We start from the raw sequence: 25,879 nt of genomic DNA on the forward strand, positions 1-25,879 counted from the left end.
ATGAAATTCAAGCAGTTATCACTCTTCCTTGAGAACCAACCTGCACACCTCAAGCAACCGTGCCGAATCCTCGCGGAGGCAGGCATCAACATCCGCACCCTCTCCCTGGCCGACGCGGACCAGTTCGGCATCCTGCGCCTGATCGTCGCCGACTGGGAGCGCGCCAAGCGCGTGCTTGAGGAGGCCGGCTGCGCCGTTCGCGTCGATGAGGTGGTGGGGCTGGAAGTGGCCGATGAGTGCGGCGGTATGGCTTACGTCCTGGAGGTCCTCGAACAGGGCGGCCATAACGTGCTCTACACCTACGCCTTCACCTTTGGCGAACCGGGCCGGGCCGTACTATTCATGCGCTTTGAGGATCCGGACGCCGCGATTGCCACGCTGCAGGCCGGACAGATCCATGTCCTCGATCCGGTGCGCTGGCTCACCCGCGCGGACTGACCCGATCCCCGGGGAACGGCTCAGCCGCCGGTGGCGCTCATGAACCGCACCACCCGCGGCTGGCTGACTCCGGGTGCCGCGAACCCGTGCCGGGCCGGTTTGCGTGCCAGGGCGTCGCGAACCCCCGCGCGCAGACGCTCCCGAACGGTTACGGCATCGTCGCCGGCGCGCAGGATCCCGCGCAGATCGACGGCACCCTCGTCGCCCAGGCAGGGCAAAAGCAGCCCCTCCACGGTCACCCGAACCCGATTGCAGGCCGGGCAGAAACATCCCGAGTGGGGCGAGATGAAGCCGACCCGGGTAGCGCTCCCGGACACCTGCAACTCCCGCGAGGGGCCGGCGGCCGGCCGCGGCTCGGCATCCTCCAGGTCGTAGCGACGCTCGATCAGCGACCGCACCTCGGCCGAGCCCATGAAGGCCTCGCCCCGGACATGACGTTGGGCGTCGCCGAACGGCATCTCTTCGATGAAGCTGATGTCCATCCCCCGCGCCAGCGCAAAATCAACCAGCGATAGGATCTCGTCGTCGTTGCGGCCGCGCATCGCAACGGTGTTTAGGCGGATACGCTTGAAACCAGCCCCCCGTGCCGACTCGATGCCCTCGAGAACTTGGTCCAGCCGTCCGGTCCGGGTCAATTGCCGGAAGCGATCGGCGTCGAGCGTATCCAGACTGATATTCAGGCGCTGCACGCCGGCCGCCCGCAGCTCCCTCGCGTAGCGCGCCAGCTGCGTGGCATTGGTCGTCATCACCAGTTCCTCGAGCCCGTCGATGGCTCCGAGACGCCGCGCGAGCCCCAGCACCCCCCGCCGCAGCAGGGGCTCCCCTCCAGTGATTCGGACCTTCCGCACGCCCAGACCGACGACGGCCACCGCCACCTGCTCTAGCTCCTCTAGGGAGAGGATCTCGGAGCGCGGGACGAAACGCACCTCTCCACCCATGCAGTAGAGACAGCGCAGATCGCAGCGGTCGGTGACCGACAGGCGCAGATAGTCGATCCGGCGCCCGTGGGCATCAACCAGCGGCTGAGAATCGGACGACATGGCAGCCCTCACTGACCGGCGTCCACCCCCTTAGCGCAACCGGAAAACGGCGTACAGCGATGCCGCACCGAGGACCGTAAACCCGAAGAAGCTAGCAAACGGAAGCGGAACCCCAAACAGCGCGGCCGCTTCGGCACAGTCCGTGTTGCCGGTCACCAGCTCGACGAGGAACTCCCGCCAGGGCAGCATCTGCAGCATGACTTCCGGGCTCATCCCGCAATCGACCACCTCCGGATTCCACATGACATAGAGGTGGCGGCCAGCGGCGGCTAGACCCCCGGCGGTTACCGCAGCCAACGCTCCGCCCAGGCTCCACCGCCACCAGCCCCGGCGCGGCCAGAACACCACGCCGAGCAACGCCACGAGCATGAGGGCGGCCAGAATGCCGCGTTGCGTCCAGCACAGCGAGCACGGCTCCAGCCCCCCCCAATGCTCCGCCCCGGCAACAATCCCCCCTGCCGCCGCTGCCACCACGGCCACCAGCCCCAAAAGGGCTCGGCCCCGCTGTCCACGTGTCTCGCTCATTACCGGTACACCAATTCCTTCACGCGTCGGACTGGGTGCAGCGATGATAGCAGCCCTGAGACGGGACCAGCTGCTCATCCCGACCACCTGCCCCGTCCTTGGCCCCCTCGCCGCCTCTACCCGTCGGGGCTACCCCGACACACTATCGATGCAGTTCTATCGATCCATGTAGAATCGCGCCGTAACCTTGCCGTTTCCACGACCGCAACCAAGAGGATCCACCCATGTACAAGGATTGGGCCAGCACCGCCGACGAACTCTCCGCGCTGTTCAAGGAGGTCCGCAAGGGCCAGCCAGATGTTGCCAAGGGGTTCTCGGCCATCGCCCAGGCCGCGACCGCCGACGGGGCGCTCTCGCCCAAGACCAAGGAATTGATCGCGGTCGCGATCAGTGTGGCGACCCGTTGTGACGGTTGTATCGCCTTCCACACTAAGGCCGCGGCCAAGCATGGCGCCACCCGCGACGAGATCCTCGAGATGATCGGTGTCTCGGTCTACATGGGCGGCGGTCCCTCGATGACCTACGGGGCCCAGGCCCTAGAGGCCTTCGACCAGTTCGCCGCGGATCGTTAGTGCGGTAAAAAGTCCACTCCAAAAGGGAGCGCTTGATAAGCATCAAAACCACGCCGTACGGTAGGGAAGACCACTTGCTCCCTACCGTACGGCACACCGGAGTGCAGCCTGGAATCCATGGAACAGCAAATCCCCAAACGTCGCGTGCTCGAGCAGTTCGCGGTCATCGCCAAGGCGGTGGGACACGAATACCGCCTGGAACTGCTCGAGCTAGTTGCGCAGCGGGAACGCAGCGTCGAGGCCCTGACGCAGTTGACCCAGCTGCCCGTGGGCAGCGTCTCGCAACATCTGCAGCAGCTCCGGCGCGCCGGCCTGGTGACCGCCCGCAAAGAGGGTAAGTACGTCTACTACGCGCTCGCCGACGAGGAGGTTTTGACCCTGATGTCGACCCTGCGCCGGGTGGCCGAGCGCAACATAGCCGAAGTCAATCAGCTGATTGCGCAGTACTTCGAGGACCACCAGGACCTGGACACGCTCTCGTCGGCGGAGCTCCTTGAGCGCCTGCAGCGTAACGAAGTCACTTTGATCGACGTCCGCCCGCCCGAGGAGTACGCCTCCGGACACTTGCCGGGCGCCATCAACGTACCCCTGGATGAACTCGAGGCCCGGCTCCAAGACTTGCCCGCCGAGCAACAGGTGGTCGCCTACTGCCGGGGACCGTTCTGCGCCCTGGCTCGCGACGCCGTGCGTCGACTGCGCCGCCAAGGCGTTGACGCAACCCGGCTCAACCAAGGCTTCCCGGAGTGGAAGGCCGAGGGGCTCCCGGTTCAATAAGAGTTTTTACCAGTTCAACCACTTGCGGCACTCGCCCTCGGCGTCGGCCGCCACCGTCTCGGCATCCACCTGCTCCGGGCGCCATTCGCGTACCTGCCCCTGACACTCCAGGTGCAGGACCGGATACTGCGGCCGCGCCGTGTCCCCGTGCAGCGCAGGGAACGCAAAGGACGGCTTGTGATAGAGGCGGCCCTCCACGGTGTAGACGCAGCTTCCCTCCGAGTCGGTTGCGACCATCAATCTGGCCCAGTGCTCGTTGTGCTCGACAAGGGCGGCAAACCCCTCGGCGATCAGGGTGTCGCGGGCCCGCCACAAGCCGGGCAGCACCGCCTCCCGGAAGCTTTGCTCAAGTTGTTGCTCGGCGTCACGGAGCTGTGCTTGCGCCGCCTCGGCATCGGCCATCTGGGGTTCGCCGCTTTTGAGGAGCTTTCTCAGCCAGCGTCTCATTGACGTTTCGTCCTTGTCTGCGGAGTGTCCGAGCTGCCCCGCGGCGGCCATCCACGGCGCCGCCGCCGGCGCTCATCCAGATAGCGGAACAGCCGTTCTAGCTTCGGCTCGGGGATGGGGCTGATCATGTCCGACTGCTGCGCATCGGCACGGAACGCCGCCCACAGCCCCCAGGCCATGAGCAGAAGGATCAGTGACAACGGCAGCGCCGCCGCAATGGTGACTGTTTGCAAGGCCTGCAGCCCGCCGGCGATCAACAGCACCGCGGCCACGGCACCGGTCATGGTGCTCCAGAAGATCTTCTGCAGCAGCGGCGGATTGGGGTTGCCGCCGGAGGCCAGGACATTCATGACCAGCGCCCCCGAGTCTGCCGACGTCACGAAATAGCCCACCACCACGGCGGTAGCCAGTGGAACCGTAATCGCCGCCAGGGGCAGCGCCTCGAGCATGGCGTAGAGCGCCTGCGGCACGCTCTCCTGTACCACTGCCGCGATGCCGGCGCCGGCCTGATCCAGATGCAGTGCACCCGCGCCGAAGGCGGTCAGCCAGACGAAGGTGAACAGCGTCGGTACCAACAACACGCCGAGGATGAACTCCCCCACCGTCCGCCCGCGGGAGACCCGGGCGATGAACATGCCCACGAACGGACACCACGAGATCCACCACCCCCAGTAGAACAGCGTCCAGTCGGCCTGCCAGTCGGGGCTCCGAAAGGCGTCGGTGCGGAAGGTCAGCTCCACGAGGCCGTCCACATAGTGGCCGAGGGATTCAAAAAAGCCGGCCAGGACCAGCCGGGTCGGCCCGGCGATCAGCACGAACAACATCAGCGCCGCACCGAGGAACAGATTGGCGCGTGAGAGAAGACGGATCCCGTTGTTCAATCCGCTGACCACGGAGATGGTCGCCGCCCCCATGATGGCGATGATCAGCCCGATCTGGTGCGTCAGTGACTCCTCCAGCAGCCCGACCCGTGCCAATCCGGAGTTGACCTGCATAACCCCCAACCCCAGGGATGTCGCCACTCCGAGCACGGTCCCCACCACCGCCATGGTGTCGACCAGATCGCCAATGACGCCGTGTATACGCTGTCCGAGCAGCGGGTAGAGCGCCGAGCGAAGAGACAACGGCAAGTCGTGGCGGTAGGAGAAAAACGCCAGCGAGAGCGCGACGATGATGTAGATCGCCCAAGGGTGCAAACCCCAGTGGAAGAAAGTGATCTGCAGCGCCTCGAGGGCCGCATCCGGCGTACCCGGCTCGGCCCGGGGCGGATCGGCGAAGTGCATCAGCGGTTCGGCAACGCTGTAGAACAGCAGGCCGATGCCCATACCCGCCGAGAAGAGCATGGCGAACCACGACAGGTAGCTGTACTCCGGATAGGAGTCGGGCGGCCCCAGACGCAGCCTGCGGAAATCAGGACGCAGCAGCACCACCAAAACGAAACCGAGTAGGAACGCAACGACACCGGTGTAGACCCAACCCAGCTCGACGGCAATGAACGTCTGCAGCCGGGCGATCCCATCACCCATCGCCTCGGTCCAGACGGCGGCGGCCACCACCAGGGTCACCACCAGGGCTGCTGCCGGCAGAAAGACCCTAGGATACATATACCCACCCAAGGGACGCGGATCGACCACCCCGACGGACGCGCGAGGGGGCGGTCATGCTACGTTCGCTCCCAGTCCATGCTCCGGCGCACAGCCTTTTGCCAACCGCTGTAGAGTCGATCACGTTCCTCCTCCGCCATCGACGGTTCGAAGACCCGCTCCAAGGCGACCTGGCGGGCCACGCTCCCCTGATCCCAGACGCCCGCGTTAATACCCGCCAGGTAAGCGGCTCCGAGGGCGGTGGTTTCGGTGATCTCGGGCCGCTCCACCCGCACCCCCAGCACATCGGCCTGGAACTGCATCAGCACGTTGTTGGCCACGGCCCCGCCGTCGACTCGGAGCGCCTTGAGCGGCAGCCCGGAGTCACGCCCCATGGCATCGATCACGTCCCGGGTCTGATAGGCCAGCGCATCCAGGGTCGCGCGGGTGACATGCTCCTTCCGCGTCCCCCGCGTCAGCCCGAAGATCGCGCCCCGGGCGTACATGTCCCAGTACGGGGCACCGAGCCCAGCGAAAGCCGGTACGACGTAGACCCCACCGGCGTCTGGCACCTTGCCGGCGAAGTACTCCGAATCCTCCGCCGAGTCGATCAGCTTCAGCTCGTCGCGCAGCCACTGGATGGCGGCGCCGGCGATGAAGATCGCCCCCTCGAGGGCGTACTCCACCCGACCGTCAATGCCCCAGGCGATGGTGGTGAGCAGGCCCGACTCCGAGACCGCGGGTTGCTCACCGGTATGCATCAGCAGGAAACAGCCGGTGCCGTAAGTGTTCTTGGCCATGCCCGGCTCGAAGCAGGCCTGCCCGAACAGTGCCGCCTGCTGATCTCCGGCGATGCCGGCAATGGGGATCTGTGCTCCGCCGAGCATATCCGGGTCCGTGGTCCCGAAATGCCCACAGGAGGGGCGCACCTCCGGCAGCAGCGTCCGCGGGATCGCCAGCGCCTCAAGCAGTTCGTCGTCCCAGGCCAGGCGATGGATGTCGTAGAGCATGGTGCGCGAGGCGTTGCTGTAGTCGGTGACGTGGCATGCCCCGCGGGTCAGATTCCAGACCAGCCAGGTATCCATGGTGCCGAACAGCAGCTCACCCTGCTCGGCTCGTTCGCGTGCTCCCGCGACATTGTCGAGCAACCAGCGGATCTTGGTGCCCGAGAAGTAGGCATCGATCACCAGGCCGGTGGTGTCACGCACTTTCCGCTCCAGATCGCGCTCCTTGAGCGACTCGCACAGGGCGGCCGTGCGTCGGTCCTGCCAGACGATCGCATTGTGAATCGGGCGCCCCGTGTGACGATCCCAGATCACGGTGGTCTCGCGCTGGTTGGTGATCCCGATGGCGTGGAGTTCGGCCGGCTTGACCCCATGCACCTCGAGAACTTCCCGCACCACCCCCATCTGCGCGCCCCAGATCTCCATGGCGTCGTGTTCCACCCAGCCCGGGTGCGGGTAATACTGCGTCAGCTCCTTCTGCGCGACGCCCACGATCTGCGCCCGCTGATCAAAGAGAATCGCACGGCAGCTGGTGGTGCCCTGATCCAGGGCCAGGATGTAGCGCTGCTGCATGGTTCGACTCCTTCGCTGCGTCCCCCGGCCTGCTTTCAGCGCGGGCCGCTGCCCCGATCATCTCTGCCCGGCCGACGATTGCAAAGAGGCTCGCGAGACTTTGCCGCTGCTGTGCGCTTTCTTGCTAGGGTTCACGCTGGTGGCACCAGATTCCCACGCTGCAACCGAGGAGCCAGCCCGATGAGTGGACGGATCCCCGCGGAGCTCGAACACCCCTACGACCTGATCGTCATTGGCGCCGGGATCAATGGCGCCGGCATCGCTCGGGACGCAGCGCTGCGCGGACTCCGGGTACTGGTCCTGGAACAGGACGATATCGGCGGTGCCACCTCCGCCTGGAACAGCCGCCTGGTCCACGGCGGGCTGCGCTACCTCGAACACGGCGAGGTCGGGCTGGTCCGGGAGTCTCTGCGCGATCGCGAGATCCTGCTGCGCACCGCCCCCCACCTGGTCACGCCCCTGCCCCTGCTCATCCCTCTCTACGCCGGCCAGCGGCGGGGCCCCGGAATGGTGCGCCTGGGCATGCTCGCCTACGACTTCCTCTCCATGGACAAAAGCCTGCCTTGCCACCGCATGTACGACCGCGCCACAGTCCGTGCCGCCGAACCAGGCCTGGCCGAGCAGGGCCTACTCGGCGCCGCGCGCTATTACGACGCCCAAGTCGCTTACCCGGAGCGGCTGACCCTGGAGAATCTCCTCTGCGCCCGTGCCCACGGAGCCACGGTCTATACCCACGCCCGGGCGCGGCGGGTGCAACGGGAAGCGGCCACGGGTCGTGTCACCGGGGTCGAGATCGAGGACCAGCTCACCGGCGAAACCGCCAGGGCGCGAAGCGCATCGGTGATCAATGTCGCCGGCCCGTGGGTCGACCACCTCCTTGAGGCCACCGCACCCGAGTTCCCGCGGCGCATCGGCGGCACCAAGGGCACGCACATCGTCGCCCCCCCCTTCCCCGGTGCTCCGGGCCACGCGCTCTATGCCGAGGCCCGAGAGGATGGGCGCCCCTACTTCACACTGCCCTGGAACGGGCTCTATCTGATCGGTACCACCGATACCCGCTACGATGCAGACCCCGGGACCGCAGCCCCCACCGAGGACGAAATCCGCTACCTCCTCGATGAGACCAACCGGCTCCTGCCGGATGCAGGGCTCGAGCGCAGCCAGGTACTGTACGCCTACAGCGGTGTGCGCCCCCTACCCCACGTCGCCGCCGGAGAAACAGGGGCAATCACCCGGCGCCACCTGATCGTCGACCACGAGGATCAGGCACCAGGGCTGTGGTCGGTGATTGGCGGCAAACTCACCACGTACCGCCACCTGGCCGAGGAAGCAGTGGAGCGGATCGGCCGGTCCCGCGGCTGGCAGCTGCCCCCGTGCCCGACGCGCCGGCGGCCTCTCCCGGGAGCTGCGACCCCGGACCTGGAGACGTTTCGGCGCCGCCTAGCGGCAGCCCATGGGCTAACCCCGGTGCTGGCCCAACGCCTGGCGGCGCTCTACGGCGTCAAGGCCGAGCAGATCGCTGCACGCATGAGCGCGGACCCTCGACTGCAGGAGGTGTTCAGCCCGCAGACTGGGGCCGTCGCCGCGGAGCTGATCCACGCTTTCGAGACGGAGATGTCCGAGACGCTCACCGACGCCCTGATGCGTCGCACGATGGTCGGTCTGGGACCGGCGGCGGGGCTGGATGCGGTGGATAGCGCGGCGTGTATCGCCGGAGCGCACCTCGGGTGGGACCGTGACCGTGTGGCAGCAGAGGCGGAAGGATTCCGCACCTACATCGGCCGGTTCTGCCCGCAGACGACCGCCTCGGCACCCTAGCGGATCGGCCGGGCCTGCTCGGCGGCGGCCCGCTGCTGGGCCCGGCGAGCCCGGACGCGCAGCACGGTCCAGATGATGGAGACGGCAGCAGCCGGCAGGGCAAGCCAGCGCAGCAGCTCGTAGAGCGGTAGATGGTCCGTCACGCTCCACCCCGGTGCATAGAGGCGCACGGCCACCGATGCACTGAGGATCGTGAAGGTCAGAACCGTGGCGGCGTAGTAAGGCTCGCGCCGGCGCAGCCCGGCCGCGCCGAAGGCGGCAACGTGGGCCAGGAAGATCAGCAGCAGTAGGGTCAGACCGTGGTCGGCCATGGCAGCGCGTCCCTTCTCGCTGAACCGGACGGAACGGTCCCCATCATAGCGGCCTCAGCCGGTCCCGGCCACGGCCGGGAAGGCGGTACAGGGGGGATATCAGTCGCCCCCGGTTCCCGGCTCGAAGTCCAGCTCGGCCAGCTCGCCGAGCACCGCACTGGCGATGTTGGTCAGGTGCGCGGCCACACGCTTGTAGTGGCGAGCGAGCAGCGAATACGCCACCGCCTCGTGGAATTCGATCTCGCCCTCGTCCTCGAACAGCTCCTCGATGAGCTGATCGCAGCGGCGCTGGATGTCCCGCGCCTGCTCGCGGCGCTCACGGGCGGCCTCCTGCTGGTCCGGATCCCGGCACGCCGAGGCCAACGTGCGAAAAATCCCGCCTAACTCCCCTTCGATCTCCTCCAGGGGCTGGTGGTACTTCGCAACGTGGAAGCCCCGTGTGTAGAAGCGCCCGATTTCAAAGACGTTCTTGCAGTAGTCGCCGATGCGCTCCGCATCCCTGGAGACACTCAGTAGCGCCAGACAAACGGGGACATCGTAGCCGGGGTTCACCGTCAGGTGGCGGAGGAGCTTGCGGCGGACCGAGCGCTCGCGGGCGTTGATCCGCCGATCCCGCTCGTAGATCGCGTCCTCGGCCTTTTCCGCCGGTACCCGACTGTGCAGCACCTCGTTGGCCCGCTCGAACATCCACGCCCCGTCCTGGAGCATGGCTTCCAGCTCCGCAAAGGCACGGTCGACGGCCGTCTCTCGGGCAAAGGCACTGAGGATTTCGCGGAACATCGCCATCTCCGGTGGGAGCGTTTAACGGTGAATGAGCAACACCTCGGTGACTGCCAGCCCGACAAGCGGCAGCACCAAGAATACCAAGAACAGGAACAGGAACGCGTACGGCATGCTGCGCCCGGCCAGGCGGCCGTACCAGCTGGCCATGCGGATCGGTATATAGCGTAACGGATACCAGATCGCCGTGCCCAACAGATTGAACAGCACGTGCACGAAGGCCACGGTCAGCGCCGCCGAGACGGGGTTGGCCGTAGCAGCCAGGACACTGGTCGCGGTGGTCCCGAGATTCGAGCCCATCATGAACGGCAGGACCCGCCGCATGGGCACCACACCGGCGCCGGCCAGGGGAACCATCAGACTCGTGGTAATCGTGCTGGACTGGACCATTACCGTGGAGATCGCCCCGATCCCGTAGGAGCGCGGATCCGTGCGGAAGAAATAGCTACGGAACAGACCGTCCATGTGCCGCAGCAGGGCCCCGCGGAGATTCTTCACCATGAGCACCAGGGCGAAGAACATGAGCACCAGGCCGCCGGCAGCCACCAGCAGGCCCTCCGTGCCCCCGGTCGACGCCAGCGCGCTCCCGCCCGACTCGAACACGGCCACGATCGGCGCGGTCACCACCCCCACCGGGCTGTCCGGTCGCGCCACTTCCGGCAGACCGACCAACTCGGCAAGCCAGGCAGCGGTCTGGGTGATCACGCCCCGGCCACTCTCGGCGAGAGCCGAGGTCACCCACTCCAGCGGGAAGAGCACGGCAACCGTGAGGATGTTGAAGAAGTCGTGGAGCAGCGCCGCAGTGAACGAGCGCCGGAAGGTCCGGCGGATGCGCATATTCGCCAGCGCCACGAGGAGGGCGGTGACCGAGGTGCCGATGTTCGCGCCCATGATGGCGAACACCGCCGTGCCCAGGGTCATCTCGCCGGTCGCCACCAAGGTGACGATCAGCGCCGTCGTGAACGATGAACTCTGCACGATGGCCGTGACCAGCACGGCACCGAGTAGCGCGATGAACGGGTTCTCGCCATATTCGAAGGCGCGGACGAGGAAGTCGCTGGCCTCGCCGAAAGTCCCCAGCCCGCTGCCGATGACGTTCAGCGCGGCCAGGAAGAGGTACAGACAGAGCCCGGCATAGACCCCGCGCAGCCAGGCCGGCACCTCACGATGCCGGACGACTGCCGGGTCCACCCCGGCAGCGGAGGCTGATTTGCCTTGTGCCATCAGCTGGTCGCCCCTGTGTCCAGAACGGTCACCCGGCACGCACCGCGAAGCCCCGCGGCCGGGCGAACCGTAAGCTGCCCACCCGGCTCATGACAGTCAAGTTACAGTTTCATTGCAGCCAATAGGCCGAGCGCCCTGCCCAGGGTCACCCCGAGGGGCGCACCCAGGCGGTGATCCCCACCATCCGCTCGATACGCACCCGATCGCCCGGACGCAGCTCCTGCCCGTCGGCCCCGCGCGCGGGGAAGACCTCGTCATCGACCAGCACTCCGATCCCCTGCCCCCGCCGAACCAGGACACCGCATCGTCCTGCATAGGCATCGGCCGGGGCGACCATCCGGTGGGCGTAGGCCCCGGCAAAACGCTGCGCAAGGCGGTAACCGGTCGGCAGGAGGATCAGTGTGGTGACCAGATAGATCAGCAGCTGGTGAGAGACGGCCATGTCCGCCTTCACTGACGTCACCACCGCCAGAACGAAGGCGGCCACGGCCAGATCCACCAGGAACAGGTGACCACCGAAGAGAGCCGCTGTCACGAGTAGCAGGATGCCGCCGGCCAGCCAGATCCAGGATGGGTCGAACATGCACACCTCCAGCTCGCGGCCACTTTCAGTCTAATCCACAAAAACTGTGGAAGGCCCTGTGGAAAACCCTGCCCCGCCCCGATCCCGTGCGGACCTGCGGCAGGTGGCGATTTTTTCGCCGGCTAGCCGCACCCACCCCGGGGTACGCTATCCTGAGCGGCCGAAACCGGACGCCGGCTCTATTCCCTGGCTCATCAACGAAGGTCTTTGATGCGACTGATCGGCCCCTTATCCACTGTCGGCCTGCTGCTCGGCACCCTGTTCTTTGCCTTCTCGCTGACCCCGAGCCTGGTCCCCCGCCCCTTCGCCTTCCAGGGCGCCATCTCCGGCCTGTCCCTGACCGCGGGATACGCCATTGGTGCCGGGATGAGCGGGCTGTGGCACTACCTGCAACTCCCCGAGCTGCGCGGGCGGCTCGAGCGCATGGTGCGCTGGCTGGCCGTGGCCGGTTGCGCCCTGGTCGCGGTCACCTTCATGTGGCGCGCGGCCGGCTGGCAGGATGCGGTGCGCGCACAGATGGAGCTGGAACCGGCCGGCGGGCTGCCACCGATCGGTGCCGCGCTGGTTGCCTTGCTGGTCTTTGCCGCCGCCCTGCTCCTGGCCCGGCTCTTCCGTGGGACCTTCCGCTTCCTGTCCCAGCGCCTGCAGCGTTACATCCCCCGCCGGGTGTCGCAACTGGCCGGGGTCGTGGTCGCCGTGGGCCTGTTCTGGGCGGTGATCGACGGCGTGCTGTTCACCATGGCCCTGCGCGCTGCCGACAGCTCCTACCAGCAGGTCGACGCCCTCATCGAGGCGGATCAGGAGCGTCCGAGTGAATCCGAACGCGCAGGCAGCCCGGACTCGTTCGTCGACTGGAAGGATCTCGGCCGTCAGGGCCGCAGCTTCGTCTCCTCGGGCCCCACGGCGACGGAGCTCGAGTCGTTTATCGATAAGCCGACCCCCACGCCCATCCGCATCTATATCGGCCTGAACGCCGCTGAGACGCCCGAGGAGCGCGCCCGCCTTGCCCTTCAGGAGCTTCACCGCACTGACGCCTTCGAGCGTTCGGTGCTGGTCCTCGCCACACCCACCGGAACCGGCTGGATCGACCCGGCGGCCGCCGACCCGGTGGAGTACCTCCACCGCGGGGACATTGCCACGGTCACCGCGCAGTACTCCTACCTGCCCAGCCCGCTGGCCCTGATGGTGGAGGGGGGATACGGGGCGGAGATGGCCCGGGCCCTGTTCGAGGCCGTCTACGGACACTGGCGGACGCTGCCGGAGGATGATCGCCCGGCGCTCTATCTCCACGGACTAAGCCTGGGTGCCCTCAACTCCGATCGCGCCTTCGACGTCTTCGATATCATCCAGGACCCCTTCGACGGCGCCCTCTGGAGCGGTCCCCCGTTTCGCAGCGAGACCTGGCGAACCGTCACCGAGCGCCGCGATGAGGGATCGCCGGCCTGGCTGCCGGAGTTCCGTGATGGTGAGGTGGTCCGCTTCATGAATCAGGAGACCCGGCTCGATGCCGCCGGCGAGGAATGGGGACCATTCCGGATTGCCTTCCTGCAATACGCCAGCGATCCGATCACCTTCTTCAGCCCAAGCATCCTTTACCGGGAACCCGACTGGATGAGTGAGCCCCGCGGGCCGGACGTCTCTTCGGAGCTGCGCTGGTACCCGGTGGTGACCATGCTTCAACTAGCCGCGGACATGGCCGCCGGCGGCGCCCCAGCCGGCTACGGACACACCTACGCATTGGAGGACTACATCGACGCCTGGGTTGATCTCACCGAGCCGGAGAGCTGGGACAGCGACGATCTGGATCAGCTACGCCAGCATCTGGGCGGCTGAAGGCAGCGCCCGGGGAACCCCGCGGTGGCGTTCCGGTCCACTTGCCAGGCAAGGGTGGATCGCCTTTTAATGAATATTTTTGAATGCCTTAGAGAGGTTACCTATGCTCAAGCGCATCCTCATCCCGCTGGCCATCGCCCTGCCGGTACTGGGTCTACTCTACGTCGGCCTGGGCATGGACTCCGAGGAGCTGCCCTCGCCCCTGGTCGGCGAACAGGCACCGCCTTTCGAGCTGGAAGACCTCCACGATGGGGACGAGAAGATCACCCATGAGGATTTCGTCGGCGACGTGGCTGTCGTCCACGTGTGGGGATCCACCTGCCCGGTCTGCCACGAGGACTTCCCCCACCTTGAGCGCCTCTCGGAGCACGGGGTCAAGGTCTACGCCTTTAACTACCGCGACGACCGCGCGCAGGCCCTGCAGTATCTCCGGGTGCGCGGTGATCCCTATGATCGCATCGCCCACGACCCCGAGGGCGAGGCAGGTATGGAGTGGGGCGTCTACGCCACCCCGGAGACCTACGTACTGGATGAGGACGGCACCATCACCTACAAGGAGATCGGGCCGCTCGATGAGGAGGTGGTGGAAGAGGAGATCCTCTCGCTGGTTGATTGAACCGCAGCGCTGGGGCCCCCCCCCCGGGGGGGCCGCGGGGGGGGGGGGGCGGCCCCCCCCCCCCGCCACCCACCCACTTACGCCACCGCCCCGACCCCTCCCTGGACGCGACGCAGCGCGTCGAGCTTCTTGAGTGCGCCCCCGGTGGCCAGTGCCTCCTTGGCCTGTTCCGTGGCCCGTGCCGGGCTTGGGGCCCGGTCGGCGAGCCAGAGCAACGCGGCCGCATTCATGGCGAAGAAATCGGCCTCCGGCGTATCGTAGCGGCCTTCAAGGGTCGCCAGGATGCGCTGCGCGTTATCCTCGGCGCGATTACTGCTGGCGATCTGTGCCAGCGGCCGCGTCGGTAGCCCGAAATCCGCCGGGGTCACCTCGAACGTGTCGATCCGCCCAGCCTTGAGCTGCACGAGCCGCGTCGGGCCGCAGGGCGAGACTTCATCCATGCCGAACCGCGGATCCTCGCCTTCGGCTCGACCGAATGGGGCCAGCGCCGCCTGCATACCGATCTCGCGCAGGATCGCCACCAGCTGATCGCACACCCCGGGCGAATAGGCCCCGATCACGATATGACTGGTACGGGCACAAGGCATGGCCAGCGGGCCGACAATGTTGAACGCCGACGTAAAGCGCATGCGCTGGATCAGCCGCGCCCATCCAGACCGCAGGAACGCCTCGCCGGGCAAATAGCCAATGCCGTGGGCCTCCAGGCAGGCCTCGGCCCGCGCCATCGGGGCCTCCAGGTCTACGCCGAGGCGCTCTAGGACGTCGGATGCGCCGGATACCCCGGTGACCAGTCGCGCCCCCTTCTTGGCCACCGGTAATCCACAGGCGGCGGCGATCAGGGCCGCAGGGGTCGATGCGTTGACCGTCTTCAGGGAGTCGGAGCCAGTGCCGACGATGTCGCCCACAGGGCCGTCCACCCGCGGGTGAATCTTCACCGTATCGTGGGCATCGAGGGCATCCCAGGCCCCGGAAAACTCCTCGGTAGTGGGTCCCCGGGCCTGATGGGCCGCCAAGAAGGCGCCCTGCTGGAGCTCGGGCTGCTCGTTCAGGATGACCTGCCGATAAGCGTCCGCAGCCTCTTCCCGGGACAGCTCCTCCCCACGGGCCACCCGGCTGATTATCTTTCCGAAGCCCCGCAGTGCTTCTTCTTCACTGGACATAACTGATTCCCTGTAGCGGTTGCCTTTCAAGCCTGGTAACCGGCCCCCTCCGGGCGCACGACAAAACGCAGAACACCCCCCTGCCCCACTCGACGCAGGGCGTCCGGGCTCTCCTCCAGGGATATCACCGCCTCGATCAGCGCCCCGGCCGCCATCCGGTACCCGGCCAACAGGTCCACCGCCTCCGTTACTGAGGCGTGCGTGCACCCGAAAGCCCCCACCAGATGCAGCTGCCGATAGTGCACCTCGTTCAGGCGCGAAAGATCGTTCCTACCGGCCTCCTGCCGCAGGCCGCTGAAAACGACGTATCGCCCCCCGGAGCGCAACCGCTGAAGCCCCGCACACACGGCGTGGCTCGACGAAGTGGCGTTGATGGCCACGTCCCAGCCATACCCGGGCTCCTCCCGCGTGACCACCACGCCGCTCAGGGACTGGAAGCGACTGCTCAGTGCGGCTTTCTCCGCATCGACCTCCACAACCAGCGGTTGGGCGCCCCGCGCTCGGGCCGCCAGCGCCAGCAGCAGCCCTACTGGCCCGCCACCGTGGATCAGCACCCGCTCCCCCGCCTCGACCCCGGCCTGGTTCAGCGCGTTGACGCCGCAGCCCAGCGGCTCGGCCAGACAGACCACGGCATCCGGCACCTCCCCTGGTACCGGCACCAGGCTGCTACGCGGAACGCGCACCCGCTGCGCAATGCCCCCATCACGATGGAACCCGAGAACCGCCACTGCCCGGCAGAGGTTCTCGGCGCCAGACCGGCAGGCCTGACAGCGGCCACAGCTCGCCCCGGGCCAGACCGCATAGCGACGCCCATCCTCGCCGCGGACACACAGCTCATGCCCGAGGACACGGGGCAACACCAGATCTCGATGTCCGGACTGCCACATGCGTGCATCCGTCCGACAGATCGCGGCAGCGAGGACGTGCAGCACGACCTCCTCCGCCGTATCCGCCGGCAGCGCCTGTTCGACGATCCGCGCCTGCCCCGGCGCCTCGAGTCGCAGTGCCCGCACCGGCATCAAGCCACTGCACGCCAACATCGACGCCGGCACCGGTCAGTCATCGCTGCCCCCGCCCTCCTCGGCGGCCCCACCGCGATGCCCCTCCAGTGCCTGGACACGACGGAAGAGGCTGTCGAGCTGCGTAAAACGAACCGTGTTGCGTCGCCACTGCCGGACCGGTTGCGCCGGCAGCGGCGAGGCGTAGGCGCCGGGCTCCCGAATCGATCCGGTGACCCCGGTCATCCCCATCAGAGAGACGCCGTCGGCGATGCGGATGTTGTCGGTGATCGCGACCAGCCCGCCAATCATGCAATCCCGTCCGATGATGGTGCTGCCCGCAACGACTGCGGCGCCAGCGATGACGGTACGGGCACCCACGCGGCAGTTGTGGGCGATGTGGACGTGGTCATCGAGCTTGACCCCGGCCTCGATGACCGTGTCCTCAAGCGCCCCGCGGTCCACCGTGGCATTGGCACCGATCTCAACGTCATCGCCGATTTCGACCGCGCCGATCTGCGGAACCTTGCGCCACCCCTTGCCATCGGGCAGAGGGGCATAACCGAAGCCATCGGCACCGATCACCGCTCCGGCATGGATACGCACCCGTTCACCGGTGCGACACCCGCCACCGAGCACCGCATTGGGACCGAGCCAGCCGCCCGCCCCCAGCCGGGCCGCGGCTCCGACGAAGGCTCCCGGAGCCACTGTACTGCCCGCGCCGAGCATCGCCCCGGCCTCGACCACCGCGTTGGGACCGACACTGACCCCGTCTTCCAGCACAGCCTCCGACGAGACCACGGCACCGGACTGGACCCCCGTCGGCGCCGGCGCCTCGGGATGTAGAAGCTCCACCGCGTCGATGAAGGCCAGGTAGGGGTCGCCCACCACCAGCGCGGTGACCGGGCACTCGCTCTCGTATTCGGCGCGCACCAGCACGGCCGCCGCGGCGCAGCGGCGCAGGTCGCTCAAGTGGCGCTGGCTGGTGCAGAAGGCTACGGCATCATCCCCGGCCCCGAGCAGCGTGGCGGCACGGCGGACCGGGCGGTCCCCGTCACCGGCCACCCGAGCGCCGACCCGCGCGGCGAGTTCCTGGATGGTCATGGCGCTGGTCATGCTTCCTCCTGGCGGCGGTGTTCGCGGAGCCGGCCCCGACCGGGCCCATCCCGGATCCCCGCACGCGCCCCGGCCCCCCACTGTAGCCGAGGGATCGTAACCGAACGGGTTGCCCGGCCTCCAGCCGGCTCCGATCAGATCCGCCAGAAGGGCGGATAGCCAACGGCGTCCTGCGGGTTGCGGTAGATGCGCAAGCGAATCTCGCGTTCCCGCGCGATGATCTCCATCGAGCTGTCACCGGTGATCCACAGCTGCTGGAGCATCACGCCTGCGGCGGACAGTTCCGCCTCTCGGATGACCTCGTCGCGTTGGCGCACATGACGGATCAGGACGCCCTGCTCGGCCTCCAGTGCATCCACGTAATCGTAATCGAGGATATCCCCCACCCGGCCCGGCTCCCGGGCGGTGATCAGCACGATGAGCGTGAATCGGTGCGGCGCCCCCGCGCGCCACTGATCCCAAGGCGTGGGACGAGCCGGCCGCTGGCCAGCGGCGAGGAGTAGATTGTCCGCATAGAGCGAACTACCGAAGGAGTAGCGGTAGTTGTAGTGGTAACTGTGAGCCGCTCGCGGGTTGATCTCGGTCAGGTGCAGCGAGCCGTCTGGCATCACCCAGAACTCCAGATTGAAGAACTGGTTGCGGTACCCGAGAGCGGCCAGTCGCTGCATGTAGGCGGAGACCCACGCCTCGATGGTGTCGGCCATGTCCCGGCTGATCGATACCGGCGGCGTCAGGTAGCCGAGCGCCTGATGGTTGGAGAAGTAGATCTCCTCGGTCAGGCCGTAGTGGACAACCTGGCCATCGGCGGTGACATAGCCCTCGTAGCAGTATTCCGTGGCGCGGCTCATATCCACCAGATGCTCGGCCACGAAGGGGGGTGCCAGCGCCGGCACCTGCTGCGGTGCCACCCCCTCGAGGTAGGCCGCACACTGCCGCGCCAGCGCCCGCTGCAGCTCCCGGTCCTGCCGGTAATCGGCCAGCACCCGGCGCAACTCCTCCAGGTTGGCGATACGGAAGATCCCCCGGCCGAGCGACAGCGAGGTGTTCTTCAGCATGAAGGGCCACTCGTGCGCCGGGATTCGTGCGGCGATCTGTTCATCGCTCTCCTGAAGCGGGTCGACCGGGGCGTAGAAGAAGGCATCCCGCTCCAGGGTCCGCATCAGGTACTTGTTCATGCAGTAGAAGAAAGCCACCCGCGAAGGGACTGGGTTGCCCAGGCGCTCATTGATGAGCAGATGGTGGAAGGCGTCCTTCTGCGCGAACCCGGCGACAGCCACGACCCCCTGCTCCCGGCAGAACCGCGCCGTGGAGCTGATTTCACCCTCGCTCCAGTGCTCAGGGTGGAGACGCACCACCTCATGTTCCTGCTCCAGCTCCGCCAGCGCCGGCTCCATGTAGGGCTGAGGATTGATAACGCCGAACTTCATATCGGTTTCCCCCTGCAACCAAGATCGCCAGCACGGTTTCGCGCGCCTCGCTGAGGATAGCGGACCGGGCTCGCCCGGAACCGCCCGTCATGCAAATGTCACGCGAACGGCATCGCCACGTCACGGCAGACTGCCAGGCTGCCGTCTAATCTGAATAGATCGACACGAAACGCACTCAAAGGAGATTCGACAATGGCCCGCAAGAGCCCCACGGAGCTTTACCACACCGCGCTGCGCATGTACCGGCACGGCTGGACGATCGAGCAGATCGCCGACGAGCTGGCGATCCACCCGCAATCGCTGCGAACGTGGCTGACGGCCCCGGTGTATCCGGCTGCCCGCCGTAAGCACCCGACCCATGGCTACCCCGCAGAGCCCCGCCAAGTCAAACCCCAGCGGGCAGCACTCTGATCTGACCCGCGCAGGGCGGACGATACGGCTGTCCGCCGCTCACCCCTCTCCTCACAGCACCCCCTGCCCCTAGCGCCGGCATACGCCGCGCGCCGTCTGTGCCCGCGTGCAAACAGCCCGCAACCGCAACGTCTTCCCACCGTTATCCGGCCGTAACCGAACCGCAACAAGCGGCTCCCATACTGCCGCACTGTTCCCACCGCAACTGAACAGGTGCGCCATGAGTCGACCCCAAACCTCCCGGCACGATGCCGCCCGCATCGGCCTTCCCAGCCCGGGCACGCGCAGCGCCGTGCTCGCCCTCATCGCCGGAGGTATCCTGATGACGGCGGGCTGCTCCGGCGACGAGGACGTCCCGACCGGCGCGATCGATGCCGATGACGTGGACGCCGGTCAGGTCGAGCTGCGCGACGACGTGCTCACCGTCTACCTCCACGACCACGGCGATGCCATCGCCGAGCGGTTTACCGACGACACCGGGATCCCGGTCCAGATCGTGGACATGAGCGGCGGCGAGATCCTCGCCCGCATCGAGGCGGAGCGCGCCAACCCGCAGTGGGACGTGGTCTACGTCCAGGGCCACGGCAGCGTGAACCGCCTCTACCAGGAGGGACAGCTCCTCGACGATGGCTGGCAGCCGGACAACGCGGCTCGCTACAACGACCTGGGCCGCCAGATCTACGACCAGGACCCGGATGCGGCGTGGTGGCCGGTCACCGTCAACGCCCCGGCGCTCCTGGTCTACAACCCGAACTGCGCCGACACGGAGCGGGTCGAGGAACTCGGCTGGGATGCCCTGCGCGACCCGGCCTTCGAGGGCAAGGTCGGCATGCCCGACCCGGCCATCTCGGGCCCGGCCTACCCCTACGTGTCCTGGTTCTTCGAGGAGAGCATGGACGACGGCTACGGCTTCTGGGAGGACGTTTTCGACAACGGGGTCCGCATGTACCGCTCCAACAGCCCGGTGGCCGAAGCCCTGGCGGCCGGGGACATCTGCGTCGCCGGCCTTGAGGAGCCGAACACCTACGGCGAGGTGGAGAAGGACGCCGACATCGAGATCGTCTACCCCGCGGAGGGCACCCCCGGGGCCGCCCGCGCCACCGGGATCAGCGCTGACACCACCGTGGCCGATGACGCCCGGGCCTTCATCGAGTGGATGCTTGAGGCGGACACCCAGACCTATCTCACCCAGATCGAGCACCGCAACAAGTACTTCGTGCCGCTGGTCGAAGGTGCCGATCCCAACGAGCTGCTGCCGCCCAACGAGTTTCTCGATCGCGTGACCCCGTACGAGTTCACGGACTACGAGTGGGCCGGCGAGGTCGAGAACGAGATCAAGCAGTGGTTCGCCGACCAATCGGGGTCGTGAGCCGGTGCAGGCAGCTCGACTCACCCAGGTAGCAACCAGCGCCATCGTCCGGCAGGCGGCCCGCAGCGGGGCCGCACTGACCGGGCGGTGGCGCCGCCTCTCCGGACCCGGCGACCGATCGGTGGCGTGGGCCGTGACAGCCGCCCTGATCGTTTTGGTCGGACTGCCGCTGGCCGCCATGCTGGCCCACCTGGCCTTCCCGCAGCTGTACCTGGGCAGCCTGCAGCTGGGCACTTTCGATCTGTTCAGCGACCTGTGGGAACGCAGCCTCTGGCGCAACGCGGTGCGTAACTCGCTGCTACTCGGCCTGGGGACGATGGTCCTCGGCGCGGCCATTGGCGTCGGACTCGCCTGGATGCGGCACCACTGGCGCTTCCCGGGATCGGGGTTGATCGACTTCTCCGCCTGGTTCGTCCTGGTGATGCCGTCGTTCATCATCGCCCAGGGCTGGGTGCTCTTCGCACGCAGCGGCGGCACCGCCTCGCTGCTCGGCATCCCCTGGGCCGGGGACGTCATCTTCTCGTTGCCGGGGCTGATCCTGGTGATGAGCCTGGCCAACTTCCCGCTGGCCTATCTGGCCTTCAGCGCCGCGCTGCAGTGGGACGTCAGCCGGTACGAGCACGCCGCCCGGCTCTCCGGCGCGCGGCCGTGGACGGTTTTCCGCGCCATCCGGCTACCACTGCTCCTCCCGGCCCTGCTGGCCGCTGGCATCCTCGTCTTCGTGGATACCATCGGTGACTTCGGGCTGCCAGCCGCCTTCATCTCGGTGTTCCGTTTTCCGCTCATTCCCTACGTCATCCGCACCGAGATCCAGACCGTACCCGTGTCTTTTGAGGGGGCCGCCGTGCTGGCCGCGGTCCTGGTCTCGATGGTTGCCGTGGCGATCGCCATCCAGATCCGTGTGCTGCGCGGCGGCGGCCGGGATTTCCTCACCGCGGCGGCAACGCCGCGGCAGCGCCCCAGGCCCCGGTTCTGGCCGCTCCTCTCGGCGATCACCTTCGCGTTCCTCGGCCTGGCGGTCTTCGCCCCGCTGGGAACCAGCCTCTCCGTCTCGTTCATGGAGCGCTACGGGGCCGGCCTGAGCTGGGACAATCTCACCCTGGCCAACTACCAGGCCGTGCTATCCAGCGGCTCGGCCTTGCTGCCGGCGCTCAAGAACAGCTTCGGGATCGCCTTCGCCGCTGCCGCCATCGCCCTGGTCATTGGCTTCCTGGCGGCGTATCTGCTGGCCTACAGTGGGCACCGGCTGCGGCGCTTTATCGATGTGGCCTCGACCGTCACCCTAGCAGTTCCCGGCATTGTTCTGGCCGTGGGCTACATCTTCTGGTGGAACCAGCGCTGGCTGGCCGACATCGGCATCCAGGTCTACGGCAGCGGCTGGGCGATTGCCCTGTGCTCGGCAGCGGCCTCGGTGCCCATCGCCGTGCGGGTTTTGCTCGGCGCCATGTCCCAGACGCCGGGATCGTTCCTGTCGAGCGCCGCACTCCAGGGAGCCGGCCTGTGGACGCGCATCCGCGCCATCCTCCTGCCGCTGACTCTCTCCGGCCTGCTCTCCGCCGGCCTCGCTGTATTCGCCACCAGTGTCTTCGACCTGGCCATCACCACCATGCTACAGCCGCCGGGCTTCCCGACCATCCCGGTGATCATCGACGAGCATTTCCGCACGGTGCAGTACGAATGGGCGACCGCCGCTACGGTCGTGGTCTGCCTGATCACCGCAGCGGTCATCGTCACGGTCCGTTTCAGCGCCCGACGGCTGTTCCGTAGCTACTTCGAAACCACGACGGAGACATCACGATCATGACCACGACGAAACCCGCCAACCGGGCACAGGCCGCCGGCGTGGAGGTGGACGCCGTCAGCCGCCACTTCGACGGGGTCCCGGCGCTGGGACAGGCCTCCCTGAACATCCACCCCGGCGAGGTAATCGCCATCCTCGGCCCTTCCGGTTGCGGGAAGTCCACGCTGCTTCGCCTGATCGCCGGGCTCGACACGCCCAGCGCGGGGGCCATCCGCATCGGCGGCCGGTGCGTATCCCGGCCCGGCGCCGTCGTTCCGCCCGAGCAGCGCCCCGTGAACATGGTCTTCCAGGACTTCGCCCTGTGGCCGCACATGACCGTGGAGCGCATTGTCCGCTTCGGTATGCGTCATCGCGGTGTGCCCAAGGCCGTGTGGGCTTCGCGCACGGCGGAGCTGCTCGGCATGCTCGGCCTGGACGGGATGGCACAGCGCTACCCGCGCCAGCTCTCCGGCGGGCAGCAACAGCGGGTGGCCATCGCACGCGCGCTGGCCACGGACCCGCAGGTGCTTCTGTTCGATGAGCCCCTGTCCAACCTCGATGCCCAGCTGCGGATCCAGATGCGCATCGAGCTCGCCGAGCTGCTGCAGCGGCTCGAGACCACTGCCATCTACGTCACCCACGATATCCACGAGGCGGTCGCTCTGGGGCACCGGCTGGTGGTCATGCGCGGCGGTCAGGTCGAGCAGGTGGGCTCGGCGAAGGAGGTCTTCCAGTCGCCGTCGAACGCCTGGATTGCCGGCCTGGTGGGCTACAACAACCAGCTGCAGGCCGAGATCGTCGGCCACGATGGCGAAGGCCGCCTCAGCGTCCGCAGCGGCGGCACGCACATGACGGTTCGCGGCCATGCCCAGGGTGAGCCCCGCGGCACTGGAGCCACGGTCCGCATCCGTCCGGAAGCCATCCGTCCGCTGCGCGCGGACGAGCCAGCACGCGCCGACGAGCAGCTGGTCACGGCCACCGTGGAGCAGTGCTGTTTCGAGGGTTACCACTGGCGGGTGGTATGCCGCCTCGGCGATGAGCCGCTGACGTTCTTTTCCCGCCATCCGCTGGACGCCGCCGGCCCCGTGCAGCTGGCCATCGATACCGAAGGGACCTGCGCCTACAGCGACGAGCCAACCGCTGCCAACTCCGCCCCGGAAGGCGCCGCAGACTGCCAGCTGCGGACAGCCTGACGCCGGCGGATCACTGTCATCCCCGGCTCACGCAGCCATCACGACCCTGCAACATGGCCCCCGCAGACTCGGGGGCCATGAGCAAAAAGATCTTACCCCCGCCCGCCCCGTTGCAACGCGTGAGCATCGTGTCCGAAACCTACGCCCCGGAAGCCAACGGGGTGGCCACGACGCTCTCGCACCTGGTCGCCGGTTTGAGACAGGACACGACCCGGGTTGACCTGATCGTGCCCCACCACCCGGCGCGTCCACGCGGCCAGGAGACCAACCTCTACCCGGTCTGCGGCGTTTCGATACCGGGCTACCGGGAGGTCCGTTGCGGCCTCGTCCGCCCCCGCCTCCTCGAAGAGCTCTGGCGCAGCCAAAGACCGGACGCCGTCTATATCGCCACGGAAGGGCCCCTGGGCTGGTCGGCGCAGCGGGCGGCGGCCCGCCTGCGCCTACCCACCGTCAGCGGCTTCCACACGCGCTTCGATACCTACGCCAGCCACTACGGGCTCGGCCCGCTGAACGGGGCCGTCCAGCGCTACCTGTGCCGATTCCACAATCGAACCGACCGGACACTGGTTCCTGAAACCCGCTTGGCCGAGGCACTGACCGAGCGGGGCTACCGGAACGTCGAGACCCTCGGCCGGGGGGTCGACACCCACCGCTTCCACCCGGACCGGCGCTCGGCCACGTTGCGCGCTGGCTGGGGAGCCGATGACCGTGCCCCGGTTCTGCTCTATGTCGGGCGTCTGGCCGCGGAGAAGAACCTAGGCCTGGCCGTCGAGGCGTTCCGCCATATCCAGCACGTACAGCCGGCGGCAAGACTGGTACTTGTCGGCGACGGCCCGATGCGCGCGGAACTCCAGCGTCAGCACCCGGATCTGATCTTCGCCGGTGTGCGCCGCGGCGCGGACCTCGCCCGCTATTACGCCTCGGCGGATCTGTTCCTCTTCCCCAGCCTGAGCGAGACCTTCGGCAACGTGACGCTCGAGGCACTGGCCAGCGGGGTGCCAGTCATCGCCTTCGACTACGCCGCCGCCCATCGCCACGTCGAGGACGCCGTCAGTGGCCGCCTTGTTGCCCGGGACGACCCCGGCGGCTGGATCGAGGCCGCCGTCGGATCCGCGCTCCTCGCTCCGGAAACCCGCCAGCGCTGGCAAAAGGCCGCCCGCGCCGGAGTTGAATCCCTGAGTTGGCAACACGTCGCTCGGCGTTTCGGCCACATCCTGGCCGAGGCCGTGCGGGGACACGATGGCCTGAACCGAGGAGGGGTCACGCTATGCAGCAAGCCCTGATCCGCTTTCAGCAGTGGGAGCTGCTTCTCTGCCTGGCGCTGCGCCGGGTCCAGCAACGGCAGTTGTCGCGCCGGGTGTTCGTCGCGGCGAGTCGTCTGGGCGACGGTGGGCTCTGGTACGGCCTCATGGCCGGTATCCTCCTGATCGAGGGGATCAACGGAGCGACTGCGGTGCTGCACATGGCCGCAGCGGGCCTGGTCGGCACCCTGCTCTACACGCTCATCAAGCGCGGCACGCGTCGGCTCCGGCCGTACGAGGCAGACCCCTCCCTGACCCCGGGGACACCGGCCCTCGACCGCTACAGCTTCCCCTCCGGGCATACCTTGCATGCGGTCGGATTCACGCTGCTGGCTAGCGCCTACTACCCGGCCCTTGCCGTATGGCTGATCCCGGTCGCCGGGCTCATCGCCGCCTCGCGGGTGGTCCTGGGGCTCCACTACCCGACGGACGTCCTCGCCGGTGCCCTGATCGGCGCCCTGATCGCCCATGGCAGCCTGTGGCTGTTCGTGGTTTAGACTCGGGAGCTACCGCGCCCCCATCCATGGAGGACGCCCATGACCAACACGCGCACCCTGCTCTTCCTCTGCACCGGCAACTCCTGCCGGTCCCAGATGGCCGAAGGTTACGCCCGAACGATGGCGGACGAAAGCTGGCGGGTGCTGTCCGCCGGCATCGAAGCGCACGGCCAAAATCCCCGCGCGATCGCCGTCATGCGCGAGGACGGGGTTGATATAGCCAACCAACATTCGACCGTCTTGACCGAGAATATGCTGAACCAGGCCGATATGCTGGTCACGGTATGCGGACACGCCGACGAGCACTGCCCCGTGGTGCCCGGCCGGGTTGTTAAACACCACTGGCCGCTGCCGGACCCGGCCCGCGCCGAGGGCACCGACGAGGAGATCCTCAATGCCTTCCGTGCCGTTCGGGACGACATCAAGCAGCGTGTCCGCGCGCTCCTCACCGATCCGATCTCCACGACCTAGGAGAATCCACGCGGCAACCAGTCTGGCGGGCACCC

General features: G+C 67.5%; 26 protein-coding genes. 13 read left to right on the forward strand and 13 right to left on the reverse strand.

The annotated features are described in order from the left end of the window. Positions 1-438, forward strand: a complete 438-nt coding sequence (locus LRG07_RS03750) for an amino acid-binding protein (RefSeq protein ID WP_201167384.1) — start codon at positions 1-3, stop codon at positions 436-438. A gap of 20 nt (positions 439-458) precedes the next feature. Here the strand turns inward: LRG07_RS03750 and moaA are convergent, their stop codons facing one another. Next, positions 459-1,478 (reverse strand): GTP 3',8-cyclase MoaA, encoded by a 1,020-nt coding sequence (moaA, locus tag LRG07_RS03755; protein WP_201167385.1) that lies wholly within the window; start codon positions 1,476-1,478, stop codon positions 459-461. A gap of 30 nt (positions 1,479-1,508) precedes the next feature. Then, complete coding sequence (locus tag LRG07_RS03760) at positions 1,509-2,003, reverse strand: disulfide bond formation protein B (RefSeq protein WP_238632557.1); 495 nt, start codon at positions 2,001-2,003, stop codon at positions 1,509-1,511. 224 nt (positions 2,004-2,227) lie between these two features. On the opposite strand from LRG07_RS03760, the gene LRG07_RS03765 reads away from it, so the two are divergent. Together LRG07_RS03765 and LRG07_RS03770 are read left to right on the forward strand one after the other, a co-directional pair. Beyond that, positions 2,228-2,575, forward strand: a complete 348-nt coding sequence (locus tag LRG07_RS03765) for a carboxymuconolactone decarboxylase family protein (RefSeq protein WP_201167428.1) — start codon at positions 2,228-2,230, stop codon at positions 2,573-2,575. A gap of 117 nt (positions 2,576-2,692) precedes the next feature. Continuing rightward, complete coding sequence (locus LRG07_RS03770) at positions 2,693-3,349, forward strand: metalloregulator ArsR/SmtB family transcription factor (protein WP_201167441.1); 657 nt, start codon at positions 2,693-2,695, stop codon at positions 3,347-3,349. Positions 3,350-3,355: 6 nt separating this feature from the next. Here the strand turns inward: LRG07_RS03770 and LRG07_RS03775 are convergent, their stop codons facing one another. The 3 genes from LRG07_RS03775 to glpK are packed head-to-tail and all read right to left on the reverse strand — an operon-like array spanning position 3,356 to position 6,956. Further along, a complete protein-coding gene (locus tag LRG07_RS03775) occupies positions 3,356-3,796 on the reverse strand; it encodes a hypothetical protein (protein WP_201167444.1) in 441 nt (146 codons plus the stop codon). Continuing rightward, a complete protein-coding gene (locus LRG07_RS03780) occupies positions 3,793-5,400 on the reverse strand; it encodes a BCCT family transporter (RefSeq protein WP_207189755.1) in 1,608 nt (535 codons plus the stop codon). The genes LRG07_RS03775 and LRG07_RS03780 overlap by 4 nt, the downstream gene beginning before the upstream one ends. Before the next feature lie 59 nt (positions 5,401-5,459). Next, the gene (glpK, locus tag LRG07_RS03785; protein ID WP_201167464.1) at positions 5,460-6,956 is read right to left on the reverse strand and encodes a glycerol kinase GlpK; all 1,497 of its coding nucleotides are present in this window, start codon (positions 6,954-6,956) and stop codon (positions 5,460-5,462) included. Between the two features lie 180 nt (positions 6,957-7,136). Here glpK and LRG07_RS03790 point away from each other — a divergent pair, with 180 nt between their 5' ends. Continuing rightward, the gene (locus LRG07_RS03790) at positions 7,137-8,774 is read left to right on the forward strand and encodes a glycerol-3-phosphate dehydrogenase/oxidase (protein ID WP_238641821.1); all 1,638 of its coding nucleotides are present in this window, start codon (positions 7,137-7,139) and stop codon (positions 8,772-8,774) included. Here LRG07_RS03790 and LRG07_RS03795 read toward each other — a convergent pair. The 4 genes from LRG07_RS03795 to LRG07_RS03810 form a co-directional block, all read right to left on the reverse strand. Further along, positions 8,771-9,085 carry a hypothetical protein gene (locus tag LRG07_RS03795; protein ID WP_201167469.1) on the reverse strand — a complete coding sequence of 105 codons (315 nt, stop codon included), beginning with the start codon at positions 9,083-9,085 and terminating at the stop codon, positions 8,771-8,773. The genes LRG07_RS03790 and LRG07_RS03795 overlap by 4 nt on opposite strands. A gap of 99 nt (positions 9,086-9,184) precedes the next feature. Continuing rightward, positions 9,185-9,865, reverse strand: a complete 681-nt coding sequence (locus tag LRG07_RS03800; protein WP_201167471.1) for a PhoU domain-containing protein — start codon at positions 9,863-9,865, stop codon at positions 9,185-9,187. Positions 9,866-9,886: 21 nt separating this feature from the next. Continuing rightward, positions 9,887-11,089 (reverse strand): Na/Pi symporter, encoded by a 1,203-nt coding sequence (locus LRG07_RS03805; RefSeq protein ID WP_238636427.1) that lies wholly within the window; start codon positions 11,087-11,089, stop codon positions 9,887-9,889. A gap of 145 nt (positions 11,090-11,234) precedes the next feature. Then, complete coding sequence (locus LRG07_RS03810; protein ID WP_201167477.1) at positions 11,235-11,672, reverse strand: NfeD family protein; 438 nt, start codon at positions 11,670-11,672, stop codon at positions 11,235-11,237. Positions 11,673-11,882: 210 nt separating this feature from the next. On the opposite strand from LRG07_RS03810, the gene LRG07_RS03815 reads away from it, so the two are divergent. Together LRG07_RS03815 and LRG07_RS03820 are read left to right on the forward strand one after the other, a co-directional pair. Continuing rightward, complete coding sequence (locus LRG07_RS03815; protein ID WP_238636428.1) at positions 11,883-13,505, forward strand: alpha/beta-hydrolase family protein; 1,623 nt, start codon at positions 11,883-11,885, stop codon at positions 13,503-13,505. Positions 13,506-13,608: 103 nt separating this feature from the next. Continuing rightward, positions 13,609-14,121: a DsbE family thiol:disulfide interchange protein gene (locus LRG07_RS03820; RefSeq protein WP_238641822.1), complete on the forward strand. Its 513-nt coding sequence runs from the start codon at positions 13,609-13,611 to the stop codon at positions 14,119-14,121. Between the two features lie 77 nt (positions 14,122-14,198). Here LRG07_RS03820 and trpD read toward each other — a convergent pair whose 3' ends face one another. From trpD to LRG07_RS03840, 4 genes are all read right to left on the reverse strand, one after another. Next, positions 14,199-15,281 carry an anthranilate phosphoribosyltransferase gene (trpD, locus tag LRG07_RS03825; protein WP_238632817.1) on the reverse strand — a complete coding sequence of 361 codons (1,083 nt, stop codon included), beginning with the start codon at positions 15,279-15,281 and terminating at the stop codon, positions 14,199-14,201. A gap of 26 nt (positions 15,282-15,307) precedes the next feature. Beyond that, complete coding sequence (locus tag LRG07_RS03830; RefSeq protein WP_238641823.1) at positions 15,308-16,300, reverse strand: zinc-binding dehydrogenase; 993 nt, start codon at positions 16,298-16,300, stop codon at positions 15,308-15,310. Between the two features lie 36 nt (positions 16,301-16,336). After that, the gene (gene lpxD / locus LRG07_RS03835) at positions 16,337-17,395 is read right to left on the reverse strand and encodes a UDP-3-O-(3-hydroxymyristoyl)glucosamine N-acyltransferase (protein ID WP_201167491.1); all 1,059 of its coding nucleotides are present in this window, start codon (positions 17,393-17,395) and stop codon (positions 16,337-16,339) included. 134 nt (positions 17,396-17,529) lie between these two features. Continuing rightward, a complete protein-coding gene (locus LRG07_RS03840) occupies positions 17,530-18,822 on the reverse strand; it encodes an acetyl-CoA carboxylase biotin carboxylase subunit family protein (protein WP_238641824.1) in 1,293 nt (430 codons plus the stop codon). 192 nt (positions 18,823-19,014) lie between these two features. Here LRG07_RS03840 and LRG07_RS03845 point away from each other — a divergent pair, with 192 nt between their 5' ends. The 7 genes from LRG07_RS03845 to arsC all read left to right on the forward strand — a co-directional run bounded on the left by LRG07_RS03845 (position 19,015) and on the right by arsC (position 25,844). Further along, a complete protein-coding gene (locus tag LRG07_RS03845) occupies positions 19,015-19,233 on the forward strand; it encodes a helix-turn-helix domain-containing protein (protein ID WP_201167496.1) in 219 nt (72 codons plus the stop codon). A gap of 220 nt (positions 19,234-19,453) precedes the next feature. Then, on the forward strand, positions 19,454-20,602 hold the full coding sequence (locus LRG07_RS03850; RefSeq protein ID WP_238641825.1) for an ABC transporter substrate-binding protein: 1,149 nt from the start codon (positions 19,454-19,456) through the stop codon (positions 20,600-20,602). 4 nt (positions 20,603-20,606) lie between these two features. Beyond that, on the forward strand, positions 20,607-22,406 hold the full coding sequence (locus tag LRG07_RS03855; RefSeq protein WP_238641826.1) for an ABC transporter permease subunit: 1,800 nt from the start codon (positions 20,607-20,609) through the stop codon (positions 22,404-22,406). Then, positions 22,403-23,575, forward strand: coding sequence for an ABC transporter ATP-binding protein (locus tag LRG07_RS03860; protein ID WP_238641827.1), 1,173 nt, complete (start codon positions 22,403-22,405; stop codon positions 23,573-23,575). Before LRG07_RS03855 ends, LRG07_RS03860 begins: the two co-directional genes overlap by 4 nt. A 77-nt stretch (positions 23,576-23,652) precedes the next feature. Continuing rightward, a complete protein-coding gene (locus LRG07_RS03865) occupies positions 23,653-24,858 on the forward strand; it encodes a glycosyltransferase family 1 protein (RefSeq protein ID WP_255773113.1) in 1,206 nt (401 codons plus the stop codon). Further along, positions 24,843-25,373 (forward strand): phosphatase PAP2 family protein, encoded by a 531-nt coding sequence (locus LRG07_RS03870; protein WP_201167505.1) that lies wholly within the window; start codon positions 24,843-24,845, stop codon positions 25,371-25,373. The genes LRG07_RS03865 and LRG07_RS03870 overlap by 16 nt, the downstream gene beginning before the upstream one ends. A gap of 39 nt (positions 25,374-25,412) precedes the next feature. Then, a complete protein-coding gene (gene arsC, locus LRG07_RS03875) occupies positions 25,413-25,844 on the forward strand; it encodes an arsenate reductase (thioredoxin) (RefSeq protein ID WP_238641829.1) in 432 nt (143 codons plus the stop codon). Positions 25,845-25,879 lie beyond the last annotated feature (35 nt).

The organism is Halorhodospira sp. 9622 (assembly GCF_022228025.1).
Lineage (GTDB): Bacteria > Pseudomonadota > Gammaproteobacteria > Nitrococcales > Halorhodospiraceae > Halorhodospira > Halorhodospira halophila_A.